The organism is Paenibacillus sp. OK060, from assembly GCF_900101205.1.
GTDB classification, from domain to species: domain Bacteria; phylum Bacillota; class Bacilli; order Paenibacillales; family Paenibacillaceae; genus Paenibacillus; species Paenibacillus marchantiae.
The window spans coordinates 1,474,875-1,493,222 of sequence record NZ_FNFR01000001.1 but is presented as its reverse complement, the minus strand read 5'-3'; the positions used below and the strand labels follow the sequence as shown (position 1 = coordinate 1,493,222).

Below are 18,348 nucleotides of genomic sequence, written 5' to 3'. Positions count from 1 at the left end.
GCCGCAAAAGCACGGGGAAAATCTTATTAAGACCATAAAAATCGTATGAATCTAACCAAGACTCAAGTAGGGCAGATTATCCCTTTGTATCTGGCTAAAGAAAAAAGCCCCTCACCTTGTCGGTGAAGGGGACTGCGACTGCAAGACACTGAATAAAATTTAAGAGAAACTAGGTATGCGGAACCTGTATACTTAGTTTCTCTTTTTTTATTCATCAAAAGAAGGAGAACACTCATTTAAGTCAGCTTTATTCTAGGATTGATCGCAACGAACGAACCATGTCGAGGGACAAGAACATATTCCCATTGAAGTCGCTAATTTAGCGGCTTTTTTAGTTTATCGGTACAAGTTCTTGTCCCGAGCCAAGGACATGAACTTGTACCGATTGCCGGAATGGACAAGAACAAAGTCCGATTAACGATTAGATGCATATCTAAGTATTAGACACATGTAGATTTTCTTAGTATCAAAATACATAATAAAAATGTCACGCTAGAGATAAAGTACTTAATTTCAAGAATTGCGATTGGAATAAACAGAAACCTAGAAGTCCTTGGAGATAATGAAAGGAGAGACAGTGAATGTACAGTTATGAAGAGTTTATTGAGGATTTAAATCTTGGACATGAAGTCGAGTTTGACTTAAACGATTTCCACTTTTTAATCAGTTATAATGAAGATGGATGGTATTGCGTTAAACAAAATGAAGAATTTAAACTTAGATATGACTCTGTAGAACAGTTAATATCAAAATCCAAAATTGAGGGCAAAACAATAAAGGAGTTATGGAACCATATTATCGTGACTAGTATATTTTGATAATTCTCTAGGGAAATAACATATTCCGTTGAGAATCGCTATTTTTTCAGCGCCTTTTTTTGTTTTATCGGTACAAGTTTTTGTCCCGAAGCAAGGACAAGAACTTGTACCGATTGCCGAAATGGACAAGAACATGTTCCCATACCGATTAGGTATGTAAAATATCGTTATTTTGCCCGTCAATCCATTAAACTAACGGGCAGGTTAGTTTAGTTACTTATGTGAAAGGATCGTGCAATTTTTTCGTAGAAATAAGCAAGTCCTTATTTGTATTATTTGCGATACTGTAACAGACCGTTGCAGTATTACAGACAATTAAGGAGGAACATAGATGAACACAATGAAAGCCTTACAGGTATTTGCAAAAGGGGAACCTATGCAATTGGTGGTAATTCCTATTCCAGTACCACAGGAAGGACAAGTCCTATTGCGGGTTGAAGCATCGTTCTGATGGTTCTGCTGGCGCTTGTCTGTGTTGTGCCTTTGCTTAATGTTATTGCGCTATCATTAAGCTCAACCGAAGCAGGGATGTTTAGCCCAATGGGGAATAATGAAACCTTATTAGCCATGAAGCTGTTGTTTAGCAAAGGCCGGAAAAGCTTATCGAAAGGAGATTGTTCGCATGATCGAAATTCCCTTGTTCAGGCGAGAAATTTCATGAGATCGTTATGGATTAACAAGGAATTCATGGAGAGTAATAAACAAAAGGGGCATTCATCCATTTGTCGTTCTGAGGCCGGCCTTATGGCTGGCCTTTCAGGTATTTAGGGTAGCGTTATACTGATTTGTATTCTGTCATTACGTTTATCTGGTGCGGAATTCCTGTGGAGTACAACCATAGTGCTTTTTAAAGATTTTAATGAAATGCGGAGGAGCCAAAAATCCGAGCTCCTTGCTGACATCTGCAATTTTCAAGTCGGTGTTTAACAGGAAATATGAAGCGCGCTTCATACGTAAATGATACAAATAATCTCCTATGGTTTCTCCGGTAACTGTTTTATATACCTTGGAAAGATACACTGGATGAAGACCAACATGTTCTGCGATCATCTGCAGTGAGATGCCCTCAGCAAGGTGCTCCTGAATATACGTCCTGACATTTGAAGTAATTTGCTCATGGGCATTCTTCAATTGATGAGAGGTCTTTTTCCGACGCAGATCAATCATTTTCTCTGCCCATATATATATTCGTTGGCTGGATAATTGGCTTTTCTTTCTGATTAGAACATCAAACTCTTCGCCAAGAAGCTCCTCAACCGTTGCTTCCTGTGACTTAAAGGATATGGAAAACGTAGAAGACAGATAGAGCAGAACCATAAATAATTGATCATGCGAAAGCTCTCTTCTGGCATCATTCAAAAATAATATTCTGGCAATTTTGCTGACCGCCTCGTCCCAGTTCCCCGATTCCAGCAGATTGGGCAACAAAGGGGGCTCGTGCAGATTAATCAAATTTTGTTGTTCATGAGATTCGGTGTCTTTTTTGTCTAAAGTAATGAAATAACTTTTGTTTTCGCCAACATTGCGGTTGATGGCAGACACGGAAGCCATGTACAGCTCTGATACAGATTCAGGAAAGGCATGCTCTTTACTCAAACATATCGATACTGCACCCTTCAGGAACTTTTGTACATTATTTTGCAGTCTGATCGCATAGGAATCTACCGAGTCGAGTACGTTACGGTCATTATTTTTTATTAGGAACACAAGGTAACCCTGATCCGTAATGCAGTGCCATAATTTAAAGGGATTCTGAAATACCTCTTCCGTTATATTGGAGACGGCGTACTCTAACAGCGATAAAGATCGGAGATCATAGCCGGAGAATTCTTCCTCCATTCGAATGACCATCATCTTGAACGGATCGGCCGATCTAAACGGGAGATTCAGCATACCCAGCCGCTCTGCAAGAATGTGATCGCTCATGGCTTTGTTCTGAAGAAGATCATTGAGAAGCTGGTTCCGAAGCAATGGCGAATTGGCGTGAAGGGCATGCTGTATTTGTTGAAAAGAGCTGATTTCTTCCCATTCGTGCTCGATATCTTGTATCGCAGCCGTTACGGAATGAATCAATTCATCGGTATCAATCGGCTTGAGAAGATAGTTCGTTGCCTGATACTGGACTGCTTTTTGGGCATATTCAAATTCATCGTGACCCGATAAAATAATACAACGTATTTTATGAGAAAACTTTCTAATCTCCAAAATCAGTTCAAGACCATCCATCTCAGGCATACGAATATCCGTAATCATAATATCAATCGCGTGTTTGGACGCAATGTCCAAAGCTTCAGCGGCAGAATATGCTCTGTGTACTTCCTGGATGCTGTGTTCTTCCCAGGGGATGGTCAATGCCAGGCTATCAACTACTGATTTCTCGTCATCCACAATTAATAAATCGTACATAGTTTTTCCCCCTCTCACAACAAAGTTGACTGTACCACTTATTGTAGAGTGGAGGTGGACTCATTTCAATGGATGAGCACTCCAATCACCTCCGATCTTAAGATAACGATACTCATCTTTAGATATCCTTATCATTCAGATTGCGTTATGCAACATTAAGAAAGAGATATTTCAATCATTTTTTCTTTCCCGTAGTATAGACATGAAAGCTTAAACGCGCGGTGGGACATACAAGGATCTGCTGTTCATGAGGAGACCTGCCGGGAGATGAAGGAGTGTATAGAAGATGAATCGTGACATCAAACAACTGGTAAAGCAATTAACCTTGACTGAAAAAGCCGAGCTATGCTCAGGAAGTACGTTCTGGACTACACAAGCTGTAGAAAGGTTAGGAATTCCTTCGATCATGATGACAGATGGTCCTCATGGATTGCGTAAGCAAGCAGGCGAGTCAGATCATCTGGGTTTGAACGAGAGTGTTCCTTCAACCTGTTTTCCTTCAGCCGTTGGCCTGGCCAGTTCATGGAATCGTGACCTTGTTCAACTTGTAGGAGCGACGATCGGAAAAGAAGCACAGGCAGAAAATGTAGCCATTCTGCTCGGCCCAGGGGCAAATATCAAGCGTTCCCCACTTTGCGGACGCAACTTCGAATATTTCTCCGAAGACCCCTATCTGACTGGAGAACTGGCCGCTGCTCATATCACAGGTGTTCAGAGTCAGGGAGTCGGAACGTCTCTGAAGCACTTTGCGGTAAACAACCAGGAGCATCGCCGCATGACGACAGATGCCATTTTGGATGAACGGACATTAAGAGAAATCTATTTGACCGGATTCGAGAAAGCAGTCAAACAATCACAGCCATGGACGGTTATGTCTTCATATAATAAGGTCAATGGAACGTATGCTTCCCAGCATGAGTACTTACTCACTACTATCCTGAAGGAAGAATGGGGTCATGAAGGTTTTGTTGTCACGGATTGGTCTGCGGTGAGTGAAATTGCACCAAGTATTGCAGCAGGTCTGGGGCTTGAGATGCCATCATCCAACGGAGAAGGACCAAAACAGATTGTAGAAGCGGTAAACCGCGGGGAGCTGACTGAAGAGCAATTGGACCGTGCCGTGGAGAGACTTTTAGGTGTCATTTTCAAAACGGTTGATAACAGCCGTCCCGATACCACTTACGACCAGGAACAACATCATCAGATTGCCAGAAAAGCAGCAAGTGAAACGATGGTTTTATTAAAAAATGAACATCAAATTCTCCCGCTAAAAAAACAAGGCAACATTGCTGTCATCGGAGAGTTAGCGGACAAAGTTAGATATCAAGGCGGGGGCAGTTCCCATATCAAACCAACCAAGCTGGATAGTGCCTTTGAACAGATGGTCCAGCTAGCTGGATCTGACGCAACAATAACATATAAGTCGGGTTACAACCTCAACTCTGATGAGAGTGCTCCGACTTTGGTAGCCGAAGCAGTTGAATCCGCAAGAGCAGCTGATGTCGCCGTGTTGTTCATTGGTCTGCCAGACCGCTATGAGTCTGAGGGATATGATCGAGAACATCTGGATATTCCGGTGAACCAGCAGGAACTTATAACAGCCGTTGCTGCTGTCCAGCCTAACGTGGTGGTTGTGCTCAGCAATGGCTCACCGATTGTTATGCCTTGGCTTAACAATGCAAAAGCTGTACTTGAAGCGTACCTGGGTGGACAGGCTGCAGGAGGAGCAATCGCTGATCTGTTATTCGGAGAAGTTAATCCCAGTGGGAAGCTCGCAGAGACTTTCCCGCAATCCTTAAAGCATAATCCATCTTCGCTGTTCTTCCCTGGTGATGGGGATCGGGTCGAATATAGAGAAGGCATTTATGTGGGTTATCGCTATTATGACGGCAAAGATATTGAACCTTTATTCCCCTTCGGTTATGGTTTGAGCTATACTCAATTTGAGTATTCACAGCTGAACGCAAGCCAAACGGAATTCAAGGATACAGATATAATCACTGTTACGGTTAACGTGAAAAACATAGGGCAACGGTATGGTCAAGAAGTGGTACAACTATATGTTCATGATCGGCAGACAACCGTTAGCCGTCCTGAAAAAGAACTGAAAGGTTTCGCCAAGGTTTCTCTTGAGCCGGATGAAGAGAAGACTGTTACTTTTACTTTAGATAAACGAAGCTTTGCGTATTACAATATTGACTTGAAGGATTGGCATGTTGAGAGTGGTGAGTATGATCTCCTGATCGGTTCTTCATCTCGTCAAATCATCCTGCAAAAGACCGTTCATGTAGAATCGACTTCACCTGAAATCATTCCAGTCTACGACCGTAACACAGCCCTGGGAGAATTACTCTCTAATCCGAAAACCATGGCTGTACTGGGACAATTGCAGGGATTTGCTCCACAAGGTGCTGAAAATGCCCACTCAGATGCAGTCTCTTCAGAGATGATTCAAGCATCCATGCGTTATATGCCACTGCGAGCTCTTATTCCTTTTACGGGGGGAGCACTTACAGAAGAGTTACTCTCACAGCTTCTTGCAGGCTTGAATGCAGCCGTGCGCCAGTAAAGAGTAGATGAACTAAAAAGCAGTAGACAAAGTGGAATCGTCCATAAGAATGACTTATGGGCGATTTTCTTATACTATTATTACATAGCAAGTTAATGATGTACGAAAGGGCATGCACTAAAGTACATATAACCCATAGACAATCCGTAATATAATGACTGGATGAGAGGTGATTCCATGAAAAATATGTCCAACCACCCCGGCTTCCTTCAATCAAGTATGGATGAGGATTATGACAAGATTACGTCCTCCCGTCTTCCCATTATCATATGGACCGTACTGGTGACCATCGTCACTGTCGCGTTACAAACTATGTCTGTTCCCCTCCTGGTGCCCACCTTGTTTTTTATAATGATTATGGTCATTCACATGTATCTGTACTGGCGTGTGAGCGATATTATCAACCGTTCCAAAGCACTATATCTGTTTATCCAGGGTGGCCTTATATTTGGGAGCTCATTCATAATGCCCGATGGGCTTCCCGTCATACTTATTGGCTTGATTCCAGTATTAATAGGACAAAGCGTGGCCATTTTTTTTGAAACCAAAAAGGTGGTTTTTGTAGCTTTTGTGCTGTATCTTTTCTTTTGCCTGATTACCTTGTGGGTCAAGGAGGTACAGGATCTTGCATTGTTTATTCCATTACTTATGCTTATGATTGTCGTTGTTATGGCTTATGCGCTCCTCTACTATCGGCAGGTTAATGCAAGGGTTCGTACGCAGACATTTCTGCGTGATCTGGAACTGACCCACCAGAAGGTGGAAGAGCTGACGCTGGCCAACGAGCGTCAACGAATGGCAAGGGATCTGCATGATACGTTGGCTCAGGGGCAAGCCGGACTGATTATGCAACTGGAAGCGATAGACGCATATCTTAGCCGAGGGAACATCGACCGAGCTCATGAGATTGTTTTGTCATCCATGGGACAGGCTAGACAGACACTGGGCGATGCGAGAAAAGCGATTGACGATCTAAGAACTAGAGCTACACCTGCTGTTAACTTTAACGAGGCGATTCATGATCAACTGCAACGCTTCAGACTAGCGACAGGAGTTAATGTCAAGTTGGAAGCTACAATAAAATCTGTTCTATCCGGCGCCAAAATGGAGCATGTATTGCATATGTTGAGTGAAACACTGACCAACGTGGCACGTCATGCGCAGGCGAGCGATGTATCCATAAATATTGGGGACAATCAGCAACAATTTCACATGGTTATTAAGGATAATGGAAGAGGTTTTAACATTGGCAAAATCGGTAAAGAGACAGGACATTACGGTCTGATCGGCATACATGAACGAGCTAGGCTTATAGGCGGGCAAATTCATATTGAGAGCAACAATGAAGGTACTACAATAGAGCTATCTGTACCTGTATTGTATGGGAGGAAAAATAATGAAGCATAAAGTTCTGATTGTAGATGATCATTGGGTGGTACGTGAAGGGATGAAATTGATTCTGGGAACCGATGACAACTACGATGTTGTCGGAGAAGCCGAGGAAGGAAACGCAGCCTTAGAACAGATGGAGGCACTGAAGCCAGACGTCATTCTGATGGATCTGAATATGCCCGGGGGGCTGAGTGGACTGGATACATTGAAAATCATGAACGAAAAACAGATTCAGATTCCTGTTATTATTTTGACCACATACAATGAAGACGAGCTTATGATTAATGGGCTGGGACTGGGAGCGAAAGGTTACTTACTTAAGGATACAAGCAGAGAGAATTTGTTCCGCACACTCGAGTCTGCTCTACGTGGGGAGACACTGCTGCAGCCTGAAATAACTGCCAGAGTATTTGCATATCGGCACAAGTCCGCGGTAGAAGAGAAACCGAAAAACGCACTATCGTTGACTGAGAAGGAATTAATCATTCTTCAGGCAGTGGCCCGGGGCCTTCGCAGCAAAGACATTGCTTTTGATATGGGTATGGCGGAACGAACCGTTAAGGCACAGTTGACCAATATCTATAACAAACTGGGCGTAGATTCACGTTCGGAAGCTGTCGCTGTATCCGTGGAAAAGGGCATCTTACATTTGTAAATACATTTTAAATTGATATATTATTTTCCATATCAATGGTCAGCGAATACTAAAAGCGCCCATTGGTGCTTCCCAAACGTACATCAAGGGCATGCCCTTATGTACGTTTTTTCTTGTTCAGTTTTAGATATGATGAATTCACGAGGTTGTCCAACATCAAGATAGCCCAGATTTGTAGCAAAGAAGGGAGACGTCAAAAGAGTATGGCAAAATTATTATTTCGACTCGGTGAGTGGTCGGTAAGAAAAAGGAAAATGGTAATCGCAGGAGGTTTGATGCTTTTACTGCTTGTGGCCGCCTTGGGTCTTGGCTTGGGAACGTCCTTTACAGGAGAGATGACCATTCCGGGAACCAAATCGGAACAGGCTGGAATCATATTGAATGAAGAATTTCCATCCTCCGGTGATGGTGGACAGATCAGGTTAGTGTTCAAGTCTGAAAAGGCAACACTGGAATCGGAATCGAACAAAAAATGGATTACAGAAGCATTAAAAGTGGTTCAATCGGATTCATCGGTAACATCTATCGTCAGTCCGTATGACGCCGGTACGTTAAGTGCAGACAAGAAGATTGGTTATGCTGATGTTACATACAGTCAGCCAGCCAATGAAGTAACAGAGAATTCCAAAGAACATGTTCTTGGTGTTGTAGAGAGACTGCAGGATCGTGGAATTCAAACGGAACTTGCAGGGAGTGTAGCTTTTTCTGAGCTTGAGATAGGAGGTACTTCTGAAGTCATCGGGGTTCTGATTGCGTTCATGATCCTGGCTTTCACATTCACATCGTTTCTCGCAGCAGGATTACCGATCCTAACCGCAGTTGTAGGACTCGGTATAGGAATGATGATTATCGTCATTGGCTCAAATGTAGTTTCTATGGCTTCATTCTCCATTACACTGGCTGTTATGCTGGCCTTGGCTGTAGGGATCGACTATGCTCTGTTCATCATGTCCAGGTATCGTCAACAACTGGCAGCAGGATTTGAGCGAAATACAGCGATTGCTCAAGCCAATGCAACAGCAGGTAGCTCCGTTGTCTTTGCAGGAATAACCGTTATTATCGCCCTGGTTGGTCTGTCAGTCGTACAGATTCCATTTATAACCATGATGGGATTGGCTGCAGCTGTAAGTGTATTCGTAGCAGTATTAATTGCTGTCATTTTTGTTCCTGCCGTATTGGCAGTTGCAGGAGATCGAATTAGTCCGGCACGGGAGAACAAATGGCTGCGGAAATGGTCTGGTCCCAAAAAAGCAGAGGGAACAGAGAATCGTTGGGGCAAGATTGTAACGCGCAAACCTTGGCTCACTGCCATTCTGTGTATCGTTTTATTGACGGTTTGTACTATTCCGTTCCTGCATATGCAACTCGGCTTACCGGATAGCGGATTAAAATCCACGGAGACAACCGAGCGTAGAGGGTATGACCTGCTTGCAGAAGGCTTTGGAGAAGGATTTAATGGTCAACTGGTTGTAGTTGCTAGAACAGCAAAAACGGAAGATCCACAAGCGGATATTGCCAAAGCAACTTCATATATCAAAAATCTGCCTGATGTGGCAAGTGTCTATCCTTTAATTCCGAGTCCTTCCGGGAAGGCCGCAATCATTACGGTCTTACCCGAGACGGGTCCTCATGATATCAAAACGACTGAATTGGTTCAATCTATTCGTGAAGAAGCGGAACAGGTGATGAAAGATAATAACGTCGAAATTATGGTTACCGGGGGAACGGCAGTCAATATTGATATCTCCGAGAAACTCGATGAAGCATTGCCGAAATTTGCAATACTGATTGTGGGTCTCGCCTTCGTGTTGCTCATGCTGGTTTTCCGATCCATTTTGGTTCCAATCAAAGCCGTACTTGGATTCCTGTTCACCCTTGGATCAACCCTGGGCGTCATCGTTTTGGTCATTCAAGATGGCTATCTGGCAAATTTCTTTGGCATTCCCGAACCAGGGCCGGTACTGAGCTTCCTGCCAATTCTGGTTACAGGTATTCTCTTCGGACTTGCTATGGACTACGAAGTATTTTTGGTAAGCCGCATGAGAGAGGATTATAACCATACGGGAGATGCAGTGAAATCAATACGAAGTGGTATTACTCACAGTGGTCCTGTTGTAAGTGCCGCAGGTTTGATTATGATCGCCGTCTTTGCGAGCTTTATCTTTGCCGGAGATGCCATGATCAAATCCATGGGACTCGCACTTGCCTTTGGTATTTTGGTAGATGCATTCATCGTTCGGATGACGCTTGTCCCGGCGGTGATGACCCTGTTAGGGCGAAGCGCCTGGTATTTGCCGAAGTGGCTGGATCGAATTCTTCCTAATATTGATGTGGAGGGAGAATCCGTGATGAAGGATACTCATTCTATCGATACCTCCATTTCATCGAAAAAAGATGAAGAATCGGAAAGTTCAACTTTGATGAGTAAAGAGAAATCAGGTTAGGGGGAGGCGTAGCATGTCGAAAGTACGCATTTTTGCAGATAGTATCTCGGATGTCCCACAGGATTGGATGGACCAATATAATATCGGAATTGTACCTTTATATATTGTTTTTCAGGACACGTCCTATGTTGATCGAAAAGAAATCAATGCAAAAGACATGTACAATTTGGTTGAGATATACGACCAATTGCCGAAGACAGCTGCACCTCCGCCTGCAGATTTCATTCAAGTGTTCCGTCCGGTCATCGAGAACGGAGAGGATATACTGTTTATCAGTATGTCCTCTCATCTATCATCGACGTATCAGAACGCCATGGTGGCGGCAAGAGAGTTCCCCGCAGGACGGGTAACGGTTGTAGATTCACTGAATGTATCCGCCGGGACAGCCATGAATGTACTTTTAGCAGCGGAAATGGCTTCAGAAGGAAAAAGTGCCCTTGCGATCGCCGAATGGCTTGAGACAGCGCGGCATGAAATCCAGTTAAATGTGCTCGTTGATAATCTCGATTATCTTCACAAGGGAGGCAGGGTTAGCAGCATTCAACATATGCTAGGAAGTATGCTTCGAATTCGTCCCATTTTATATGTTAGACATGGAAAGGTGCTTTCCGGAGTGAAATACAGGGGAAGCAAGGAGAGAATTGTTAAGAAACTTTTACAGGATATTTTGAGCCATATCCATCGCATTGATCACGACCAGATTATTATTGCCCAGACACTGGAAGAGGAAACTGCGGAGTGGATACGCAACATGATTCTAGAAGAGACCTCTGTTCGCAATGTACACATCATCGAAGGCGGCTGCTCCATATGCTCTCACAGTGGTCCTCATAGTCTGGCAATCAGTTTTATCCTGAAGTCGGAGCCTCTTGTTCAGGCTCTCAAATGATCAAGGAACAGTTTTTTTAGGATATTGAACTGCTGCACTTCATTTACTTGGGTCTGGAATGCATCAATACCGTTCAACATCGCCATCTTTTTGGAAAAGTTTCCAAACACATTAATCATGGTATTAATGGTTTCACGAGTATTGCCATCCGTCCGCAAGGACCCGTCCTGTTCACCAAGTTCCGCAAGCTCGGTAAACAGGGTAATCAGTTTATTATAATTGGCCTGATAGATTTCCATATCGTCCAGAGGAAGCTTCGACATGGAGACGTAACATTCGAATGCCTCAATTAATTTCGAGTTCCGTTGATGTTCCGCCTGTTGGAAGAAAATAAGTGTATCAAAGATTCTTTCCAGCTTGTCATAACAGGTTCCTTGATCGTGTAGAATGCCCTCGAACACTTCAATCTCGGATTGAACAATTTCGGAAGCGACCGCAACAATTAACTGTTCTTTTTTGGGGAAATAACGGAATATGGTAGCGACGCCCAAGCTCGCCTCAGCGGCGATCTCCTGCATCGTTGCTTGTTCGAAACCTTTATTAAAAAAAACGATTTGAGCTGCTTCAATAATACTTGTGCGCCGCTTCAATTTTAGATCGCTGCGCTCGTTTTCAAGCCTTTGCCGGGGTTCTATTGGAAAAACCTCCTTGTTCGATTTAACTCAGACTATGCTAACAAACATGACACTTTTCTGTCAATTAAAAATCAATAATGCCTCATACATCAAAATTCAAGTGATGTATGAGGCATTTTGTATAGACTTTATTATTCAAGTTCTCGATCATTTGTGGGAAGGGACCAGTGAATTCTCACCCGCATTCCGCCGAGTGGACTTTGATCCAGTTGGATACCTGAATGAACAGGATCATGAATACGCAGACGTTCAGTGATGTTCCACAGGGCACAACCTATGGTATCTACAGGAGGTTCGGCGAGTCTAACCATAAGGGAGTTGATCTCGTCAAGTGTCATCCCTGTTCCATCATCTTCAACAGTAAGAAGGATACCTCGTTCGGTCCGTTCTACCTTAACCTGTATATAACCTGAATCACGCTTCATTTCAATTCCGTGGATAATACTGTTTTCCACCAGAGGCTGGACAAGCAGCTTTGGAATTGGAATAGAACTGAGATCATCGGGCAGTTCGATATGATAGGAGAGTCGTTCCATACGCAGACATTGAATTTCAAGATAATTCCGGACGATACCCAGTTCTTTTTCCAAACGGGTCATTGGTTCATTCAGGCGGGTCGTATATCTGAAATACTCCGCAAGATTCTGGGTCATGGCCGTAACGGCTTCCTCGTTGCCAAGTCGCGTCATGTTATTGATGAAAAACAGGCAATTATAAAGGAAATGCGGATTGATTTGAGCCTGCAACTGCTTGAGCACAGCTTCTCGTGCTATGATTTTTTCTTTATATACTTTCTCGATCAAGTCTTCGATCTGTTCGGCCATGTCATTGAACTGTCCATACAAATAATCAAATTCATTGCCGCTCTGCCTCTTAATCCGATAAGAGAATTCAGCATGCTTCAGCAGTCGAACTCCCTTCAGAAGAACCAGTATAGGAATCTGAACTTTCCGAAAGAGAACAATGATAATTGTCAACCCTGCCATAAATAGCATTACACAGGCGGAGTAGAACCAGATTTGGCTGGTTTTAATGGGTTGCAACACCTTATCCAGAGGCATAAAGTCAATAAGATACCATTCAAGTTGTTGCGAATAAACATAGTTGACGATATAGTCAGAACCGTTAACGGAGACTGTCTCGGTACCGGAAGCAGGCTTAAGATTAGTGACGACTTGGTCTAAAATAAGGGAGGTCAAGGGATTTGCGTTTTTGCGAGTAATGGATCCCTGATTCGGATGATAGAATACGGCCTCATTCTCTCCCTGATGTGAGTTTTCTACAAGTTCCTCCAGATTGCCCCGAGGGAACTCCATTCGCATAATTAGCTCGGAATTCGTCTTGTATTTATAAAATGCCCCTGAAACAGGATCGATTTTCCACCCTGACTGTGGTGAATCATTCTCAGGAGACTGCATCTGATTTTCCGAAGATACAATCCATTGATTGAGGAGGATGGAGTAGATGGATATTTTGTTACTCCATCCTTCCGAAAGACTTTGAAGTTTCACTCTGGCCTCAACATTCTGAATGAGCTGAACTTGCTCAAATGCACTCATGACGTCGATCGATTGAAGGAGAGCAATTGTATTATCCGTTTCCAGTGTAATGGCAAGCATATTTAACCGATCTATGTTCTGGTCGAGTGTATTTACTACAAATTGAACCCGATTAAGGTTGATGGCCTCAATATCTTTTTTGACTGTATCCAAGCTGGACTGGACAGAGAAGGTGTACATGATTAATACTGCTGCAAGCATAATCAAAGTAATTGCCACCATGTTCAGGAATGTTCTGTACTTCTGCTTCACACCGCTATTCCCCCTGCCAATGATGTAAATATATCTCATTGTAGGGCGACCAAAGGAGAAACACAAGTGAAACAAAGAGTAATAGAAGCGTAAGTTAAGATTGAATTATGGAATGTTGAAATAGCGTTATTTCGATCCCATAGTTGTCACGATATGATTAAGATGAAATAGATGAAGGAGAATTTTGAATATGAGCTGGAGGAAAAAATCCCTGCTTCTGTCCGTCCTTTGTTTGGCTCTATTGACGGCATGTGATGAAACAACTCCTCAACAGGAATCTGTTAAACATGAAGTCGTCCTAACCACCGTGAAGATGGATGAACCAACCACCGTATACAAAAACAGCGAAACGGCGTCCGATAACGTACATATACGTTGGGCCAAGAAGACATTGGGGGTGGATATTCGCACACAATGGAGTGCTCCGGTGGAGGATTACGATATGAAGCTTAGATTAATTTTGTCTTCCGATGACCCACTTCCTGATGTATTTTCATCTAAAGTCATGGATACGACGAATCAGTTCCTGACTTCAGGAAAGGTATTGGATGCGGGAGAAGCCTTTGATCAATACGCCTCTCCCACCTGGAAAGCGGCTATGGCAGAAGTTCCTGAAGCCTGGCAACCGTTCATTGAAAATGGTAAAAGAATGGCGATCCCCATTATTACTGAACAAGCTTCACAAGCTGTACTATGGATCCGTAAAGATTGGCTGGATAAACTGGGACTTGAAGCCCCGCGTAATCTGGATGAACTCGAACAAATCATGAAAGCCTTTACTTATGATGATCCGGATGGGAATGGGTTAAAAGATACCTACGGCATTGATTTTGCCATCAAGGATCAGTATCTGGCTTCCCCAACAGGAGATATCTCATGGGTATTCGGGGCTTATGGAGCCCTTCCTGAAATATGGGGTGAAGATGGAAAGGGACAGTTGATGTACGGCAGCATTCAACCGGAGATCAAAAAAGCACTGTTGAGACTGAGATCATGGCAAAGCAAAGGATATATGGGAAACAACGTTGCATTACAAGATTTCAGTCAAGTTAACGAAAACGTAATTGCCGGCAAGGTCGGAATTGTTGCAGGACCACGATGGTTTGCTGACTATCCGGTGAAGCAGCTCATAGCTAGAGATTCTCAAGCAGAATTTATTCCTAATCCGATACCAACGGGTCCTGATGGAACAGCAGGGAGACTGGCGGGCAATTCTTACAGTGCTGCTCTCCTTATTAGCAAAGACATTTCTGAAGAAGCGTTACAGGCATTTTTTAAATACCAGAACTATTTATATGAAGCAACTGTAACCGATGATCCGTTCTTTCTTAGCGCCTATCAAAACGGGTATGACTATGTTCTGAAACAGGATGGATCTATTAACAGTGAGAGCAGTACAATTCCAGGAGGAAAAGTAAATACCTCCAAATATACATTGTTTAGCCAATATGCAAGCTACCCCTCACGATTTAAAGACGCCATTTTAAAACTAGGCAAGGGTGAACAACTGAATGCTTATGATCGAGCCGTCTTTTTCAGCATGGGGGTAGACCCGAACAACCCGGATGAGTTGCCGGTTACACAGGCAGACGTTGTTGAGGCGACTCAGGAAAAAATAGACCAACGAAACCTGTTTCAAGGACCGGCGACGAAAATAATGCGATCAAGGAACACCTATCTGCAAAAGATGGAGTTGGATACCTTTAATTCTATTATTTATGGCGAGCAGCCTATAGAGGCTTTTGATGATTTTGTTAAGAAATGGCTCAAATCTGGCGGAAAACAAATGACGGACGAAGTGAACGAGTGGTACAGGTCAATCCAATCTCAATAATGCAGAACAAAGTTGTGAGAACGTATTCAACGATAATGGAGGGTAAAGTCATGAAAATCACAAATTTAAAAACAAATCATGTATCCAATCCGTTAGGATTCGCAATAGAATATCCAAGCTTGTCTTATGTTGTTACGGAGACTACTGCAACTAAACAGATTGCTGCACAAATAGAAATAGCGCTGGATGAAGCCTTCATTAACATCGTTTTTGACAGTGGTAAAAAAGAGGACATTGATTCACTCGCATATATACCGTCTCTGACGTTAGCTCCAAGGACCCGATATTACTGGAGAGTACGGGTTTGGAACGAACGTGGTGAAGATGCCATCAGTGAGACAGCTTGGTTTGAAACCGCAAAGCAGGAAGAGGCGTGGACAGCTCAGTGGATCACCCCTGAACTGGACAGTTCAGTCCATCCTGTCTTGAAAAGAAGTTTCGAAATTGCGGGTTCAGTGGTACAAGCCCGTGCCTACGTATGTGGTCTGGGTGTTTACGAGATGACGCTTAATGGCGCCAAGGTTGGAGATGAATATTTGGCTCCCCATTATAATGCCTATCACAAATGGTTGCAGTATCAGACCTACGATATTACAGATATGCTACAGCTTGGTACAAACACGGTTGATGTAGGCCTCGGGAACGGTTGGTACAAAGGTCGCTTTGGCTTTGAAGGCGATACAACAGGGGAGCTGTATGGAGACCATTTTGCACTGATTTCCGAAATCATTATTACCTATACAGATGGTACCGAAGTCGTGTTTAAAACAGATACGTCCTGGCGAGCTACCCGCTCCCCGGTGTTGGATAGTAACATCTATGATGGAGAAATTTATGATGCTACTCTGGATGTTTCTGAGGAATATCCAGTCAAAGAAACGAATCTAGGCTACGAGCGTCTGATGGCTAGAAAGAGTCTCCCCGTTGTGATCAAGGAAACATTAAAACCGATCGAGGTCCTCACCACCCCAGCTGGGGAGACCGTCATTGATATGGGACAAAACATGGTCGGCTGGCTACAATTTCGCACTCAGGCACCGCGTGGATCAGTCATTCATTTACAATATGGCGAAGTACTTCAGGATGGTAATTTCTATCGGGAGAATCTTAGATCGGCCAAGGCGGAATATACGTATACATCAGATGGCAATGAAGCCATCATTCGACCCTACTTTACCTTCTACGGCTTCAGATATATCAAAGTAGAGGGTTGGATTGGTAAGTTGGACTTGGACGATTTTACAGGATGTGTTGTTTACTCGGATATGGACCGCATCGGATATTTGGAGACAAGCCATTCAGGAATCAACCGTCTATATGAGAATGCACTATGGGGTCAAAAAGGAAATTTCCTGGATACACCTACAGATTGTCCGCAACGGGATGAACGAATGGGCTGGACAGGTGATGCACAGGTCTTCTCTGGTACTGCTAATTTCAACATGGATACCTATGCTTTCTTCAGTAAGTATGGTTATGATCTATGGATGGAACAGGAAGATCGGGAAGGTATGGTACCCATGGTGATCCCCGTTGGCCGAGTGCAAGGCGGTGGGTCTAGTGCTTGGGGCGATGCAGCCACCATTATTCCATGGAACAGTTACGTTCACTCTGGAGATAAGGGTATTCTTGAGCAACAATTTGACAGCATGAAGGCATGGGTGGACTTCATCAAACGTACCGATGATGAATCAGGCGGCAAACGGTTATGGACAGTAGGTTTCCATTTTGGTGACTGGCTTGCACTGGATGGGGGTAATCCCGATTCTCCAATGGGGGGAACGGATAATCATTTTGTGGCTTCAGCGTATTACGCTTATTCAGCAGATATTGTAGCGAAGGCAGCCAAAGTTCTGGGACATGGAGACCTCGTGGAGACCTATGCGCAACTGGCACTAGAGGTTAGAGCAGCGATAAAGGATGAATTCTTTACCAGCAATGGACGTCTCGCTGTAGATACGCAGACGGCATATGCGGTTGCCTTGTTTATGAATCTGGTGCCAGAACAACACACTCCGCGGATTGAGGAAGACATCCGCATGCGTCTGCGCAAAGACCAGAACCATTTGCAAACAGGCTTTGTCGGAACACCCTATCTGAACCGGGTTCTGTCAGAGCATGGAAGCAACGACATTGCATACACACTGCTGCTGAATGATGATTATCCAAGCTGGCTGTATGCGGTCAATATGGGGGCGACAACGATCTGGGAACGCTGGAACTCTATTCTTCCGGATGGGAAAATCAGCGGAGATGGCATGAACTCGCTCAATCATTATGCTTATGGAGCGGTTGCAGAATGGATGTATCGGAATATGGCAGGAATCAATCCCGTCGAGGATAATCCAGGATTCCGTCATGCTTTACTGGCACCTCTACCTGATTTCAGAATCCAATGGGTTAAAGCTCATGTAGATACGGCAGCAGGACGGTATAAGAGCGAATGGAAATTCAACGAGCAAGGGAATCTGTTCTTCAGCTTCTCCATACCGTTCAATGCAACAGCTACGATAAAACTACCACATGCTCAAATGGAGAATGTGACCCTGAACGGTGTTATCCTTACCGATTCCGGATTACCTGTCACACAGGAAGAAGAGAATACCATAATTGAAGTGAGTAGTGGTACGTATGAAGTAAGCTATGCTCCATCCAAAGTATACAAGAAAATTCTTAGCACACACACTCCACTCAATGACTTGCTTCGTAATGAGGGAGGCCGCGAAGCTTTAAGCGGATTTTCACCAGTTTTTGCTACGTTGAATCCAGAAACCATTGGACCAATGGGAGAAGCGAGTATACGTGAATTGGCCAGTTATCCATCCTTCAGCGCACCTGAAGAACAGTTGGATGAACTTGATCGCAAGTTGGCGATGGTTCAGCTTGACCAGTGAG

The 18,348-nt window shown here is 43.7% G+C and carries 12 protein-coding genes; 9 read left to right on the top strand and 3 right to left on the bottom strand.

What is annotated here, in order from left to right; all coding sequences use genetic code 11:
- The first annotated feature begins 581 nt into the window (after positions 1-581).
- Both BLS14_RS06415 and BLS14_RS06410 read left to right on the top strand, forming a co-directional pair.
- On the top strand, positions 582-818 hold the full coding sequence (locus tag BLS14_RS06415; protein WP_072732976.1) for a hypothetical protein: 237 nt from the start codon (positions 582-584) through the stop codon (positions 816-818).
- Positions 819-1,268: 450 nt separating this feature from the next.
- Positions 1,269-1,586: a hypothetical protein gene (locus tag BLS14_RS06410; RefSeq protein WP_072732975.1), complete on the top strand. Its 318-nt coding sequence runs from the start codon at positions 1,269-1,271 to the stop codon at positions 1,584-1,586.
- A gap of 36 nt (positions 1,587-1,622) precedes the next feature.
- Here BLS14_RS06410 and BLS14_RS06405 read toward each other — a convergent pair whose 3' ends face one another.
- A complete protein-coding gene (locus tag BLS14_RS06405; protein WP_063563803.1) occupies positions 1,623-3,224 on the bottom strand; it encodes a response regulator in 1,602 nt (533 codons plus the stop codon).
- 286 nt (positions 3,225-3,510) lie between these two features.
- Between BLS14_RS06405 and BLS14_RS06400 the strand changes: the two genes are divergently transcribed.
- The 5 genes from BLS14_RS06400 to BLS14_RS06380 all read left to right on the top strand — a co-directional run bounded on the left by BLS14_RS06400 (position 3,511) and on the right by BLS14_RS06380 (position 11,173).
- On the top strand, positions 3,511-5,793 hold the full coding sequence (locus BLS14_RS06400; protein WP_090950156.1) for a beta-glucosidase family protein: 2,283 nt from the start codon (positions 3,511-3,513) through the stop codon (positions 5,791-5,793).
- A gap of 177 nt (positions 5,794-5,970) precedes the next feature.
- Positions 5,971-7,200, top strand: coding sequence for a sensor histidine kinase (locus BLS14_RS06395; protein ID WP_090950153.1), 1,230 nt, complete (start codon positions 5,971-5,973; stop codon positions 7,198-7,200).
- Positions 7,190-7,840, top strand: coding sequence for a response regulator (locus BLS14_RS06390; protein WP_090950150.1), 651 nt, complete (start codon positions 7,190-7,192; stop codon positions 7,838-7,840). Before BLS14_RS06395 ends, BLS14_RS06390 begins: the two co-directional genes overlap by 11 nt.
- A 203-nt stretch (positions 7,841-8,043) precedes the next feature.
- The gene (locus BLS14_RS06385; RefSeq protein WP_090950146.1) at positions 8,044-10,284 is read left to right on the top strand and encodes an MMPL family transporter; all 2,241 of its coding nucleotides are present in this window, start codon (positions 8,044-8,046) and stop codon (positions 10,282-10,284) included.
- Between the two features lie 13 nt (positions 10,285-10,297).
- Entirely contained in the window at positions 10,298-11,173 is an 876-nt protein-coding gene (locus tag BLS14_RS06380) for a DegV family protein (RefSeq protein ID WP_079697500.1), read from the top strand.
- Here the strand turns inward: BLS14_RS06380 and BLS14_RS06375 are convergent.
- Both BLS14_RS06375 and BLS14_RS06370 read right to left on the bottom strand, forming a co-directional pair.
- Positions 11,158-11,763, bottom strand: a complete 606-nt coding sequence (locus BLS14_RS06375) for a TetR/AcrR family transcriptional regulator (protein WP_063563809.1) — start codon at positions 11,761-11,763, stop codon at positions 11,158-11,160. The genes BLS14_RS06380 and BLS14_RS06375 overlap by 16 nt on opposite strands.
- A 176-nt stretch (positions 11,764-11,939) precedes the next feature.
- On the bottom strand, positions 11,940-13,619 hold the full coding sequence (locus BLS14_RS06370) for a sensor histidine kinase (protein WP_176854369.1): 1,680 nt from the start codon (positions 13,617-13,619) through the stop codon (positions 11,940-11,942).
- 190 nt (positions 13,620-13,809) lie between these two features.
- On the opposite strand from BLS14_RS06370, the gene BLS14_RS06365 reads away from it, so the two are divergent.
- A complete protein-coding gene (locus tag BLS14_RS06365; protein ID WP_063563811.1) occupies positions 13,810-15,453 on the top strand; it encodes a type 2 periplasmic-binding domain-containing protein in 1,644 nt (547 codons plus the stop codon).
- A gap of 50 nt (positions 15,454-15,503) precedes the next feature.
- Positions 15,504-18,347: an alpha-L-rhamnosidase gene (locus BLS14_RS06360; protein ID WP_090950141.1), complete on the top strand. Its 2,844-nt coding sequence runs from the start codon at positions 15,504-15,506 to the stop codon at positions 18,345-18,347.
- The last annotated feature ends 1 nt before the right edge of the window (position 18,348 follow it).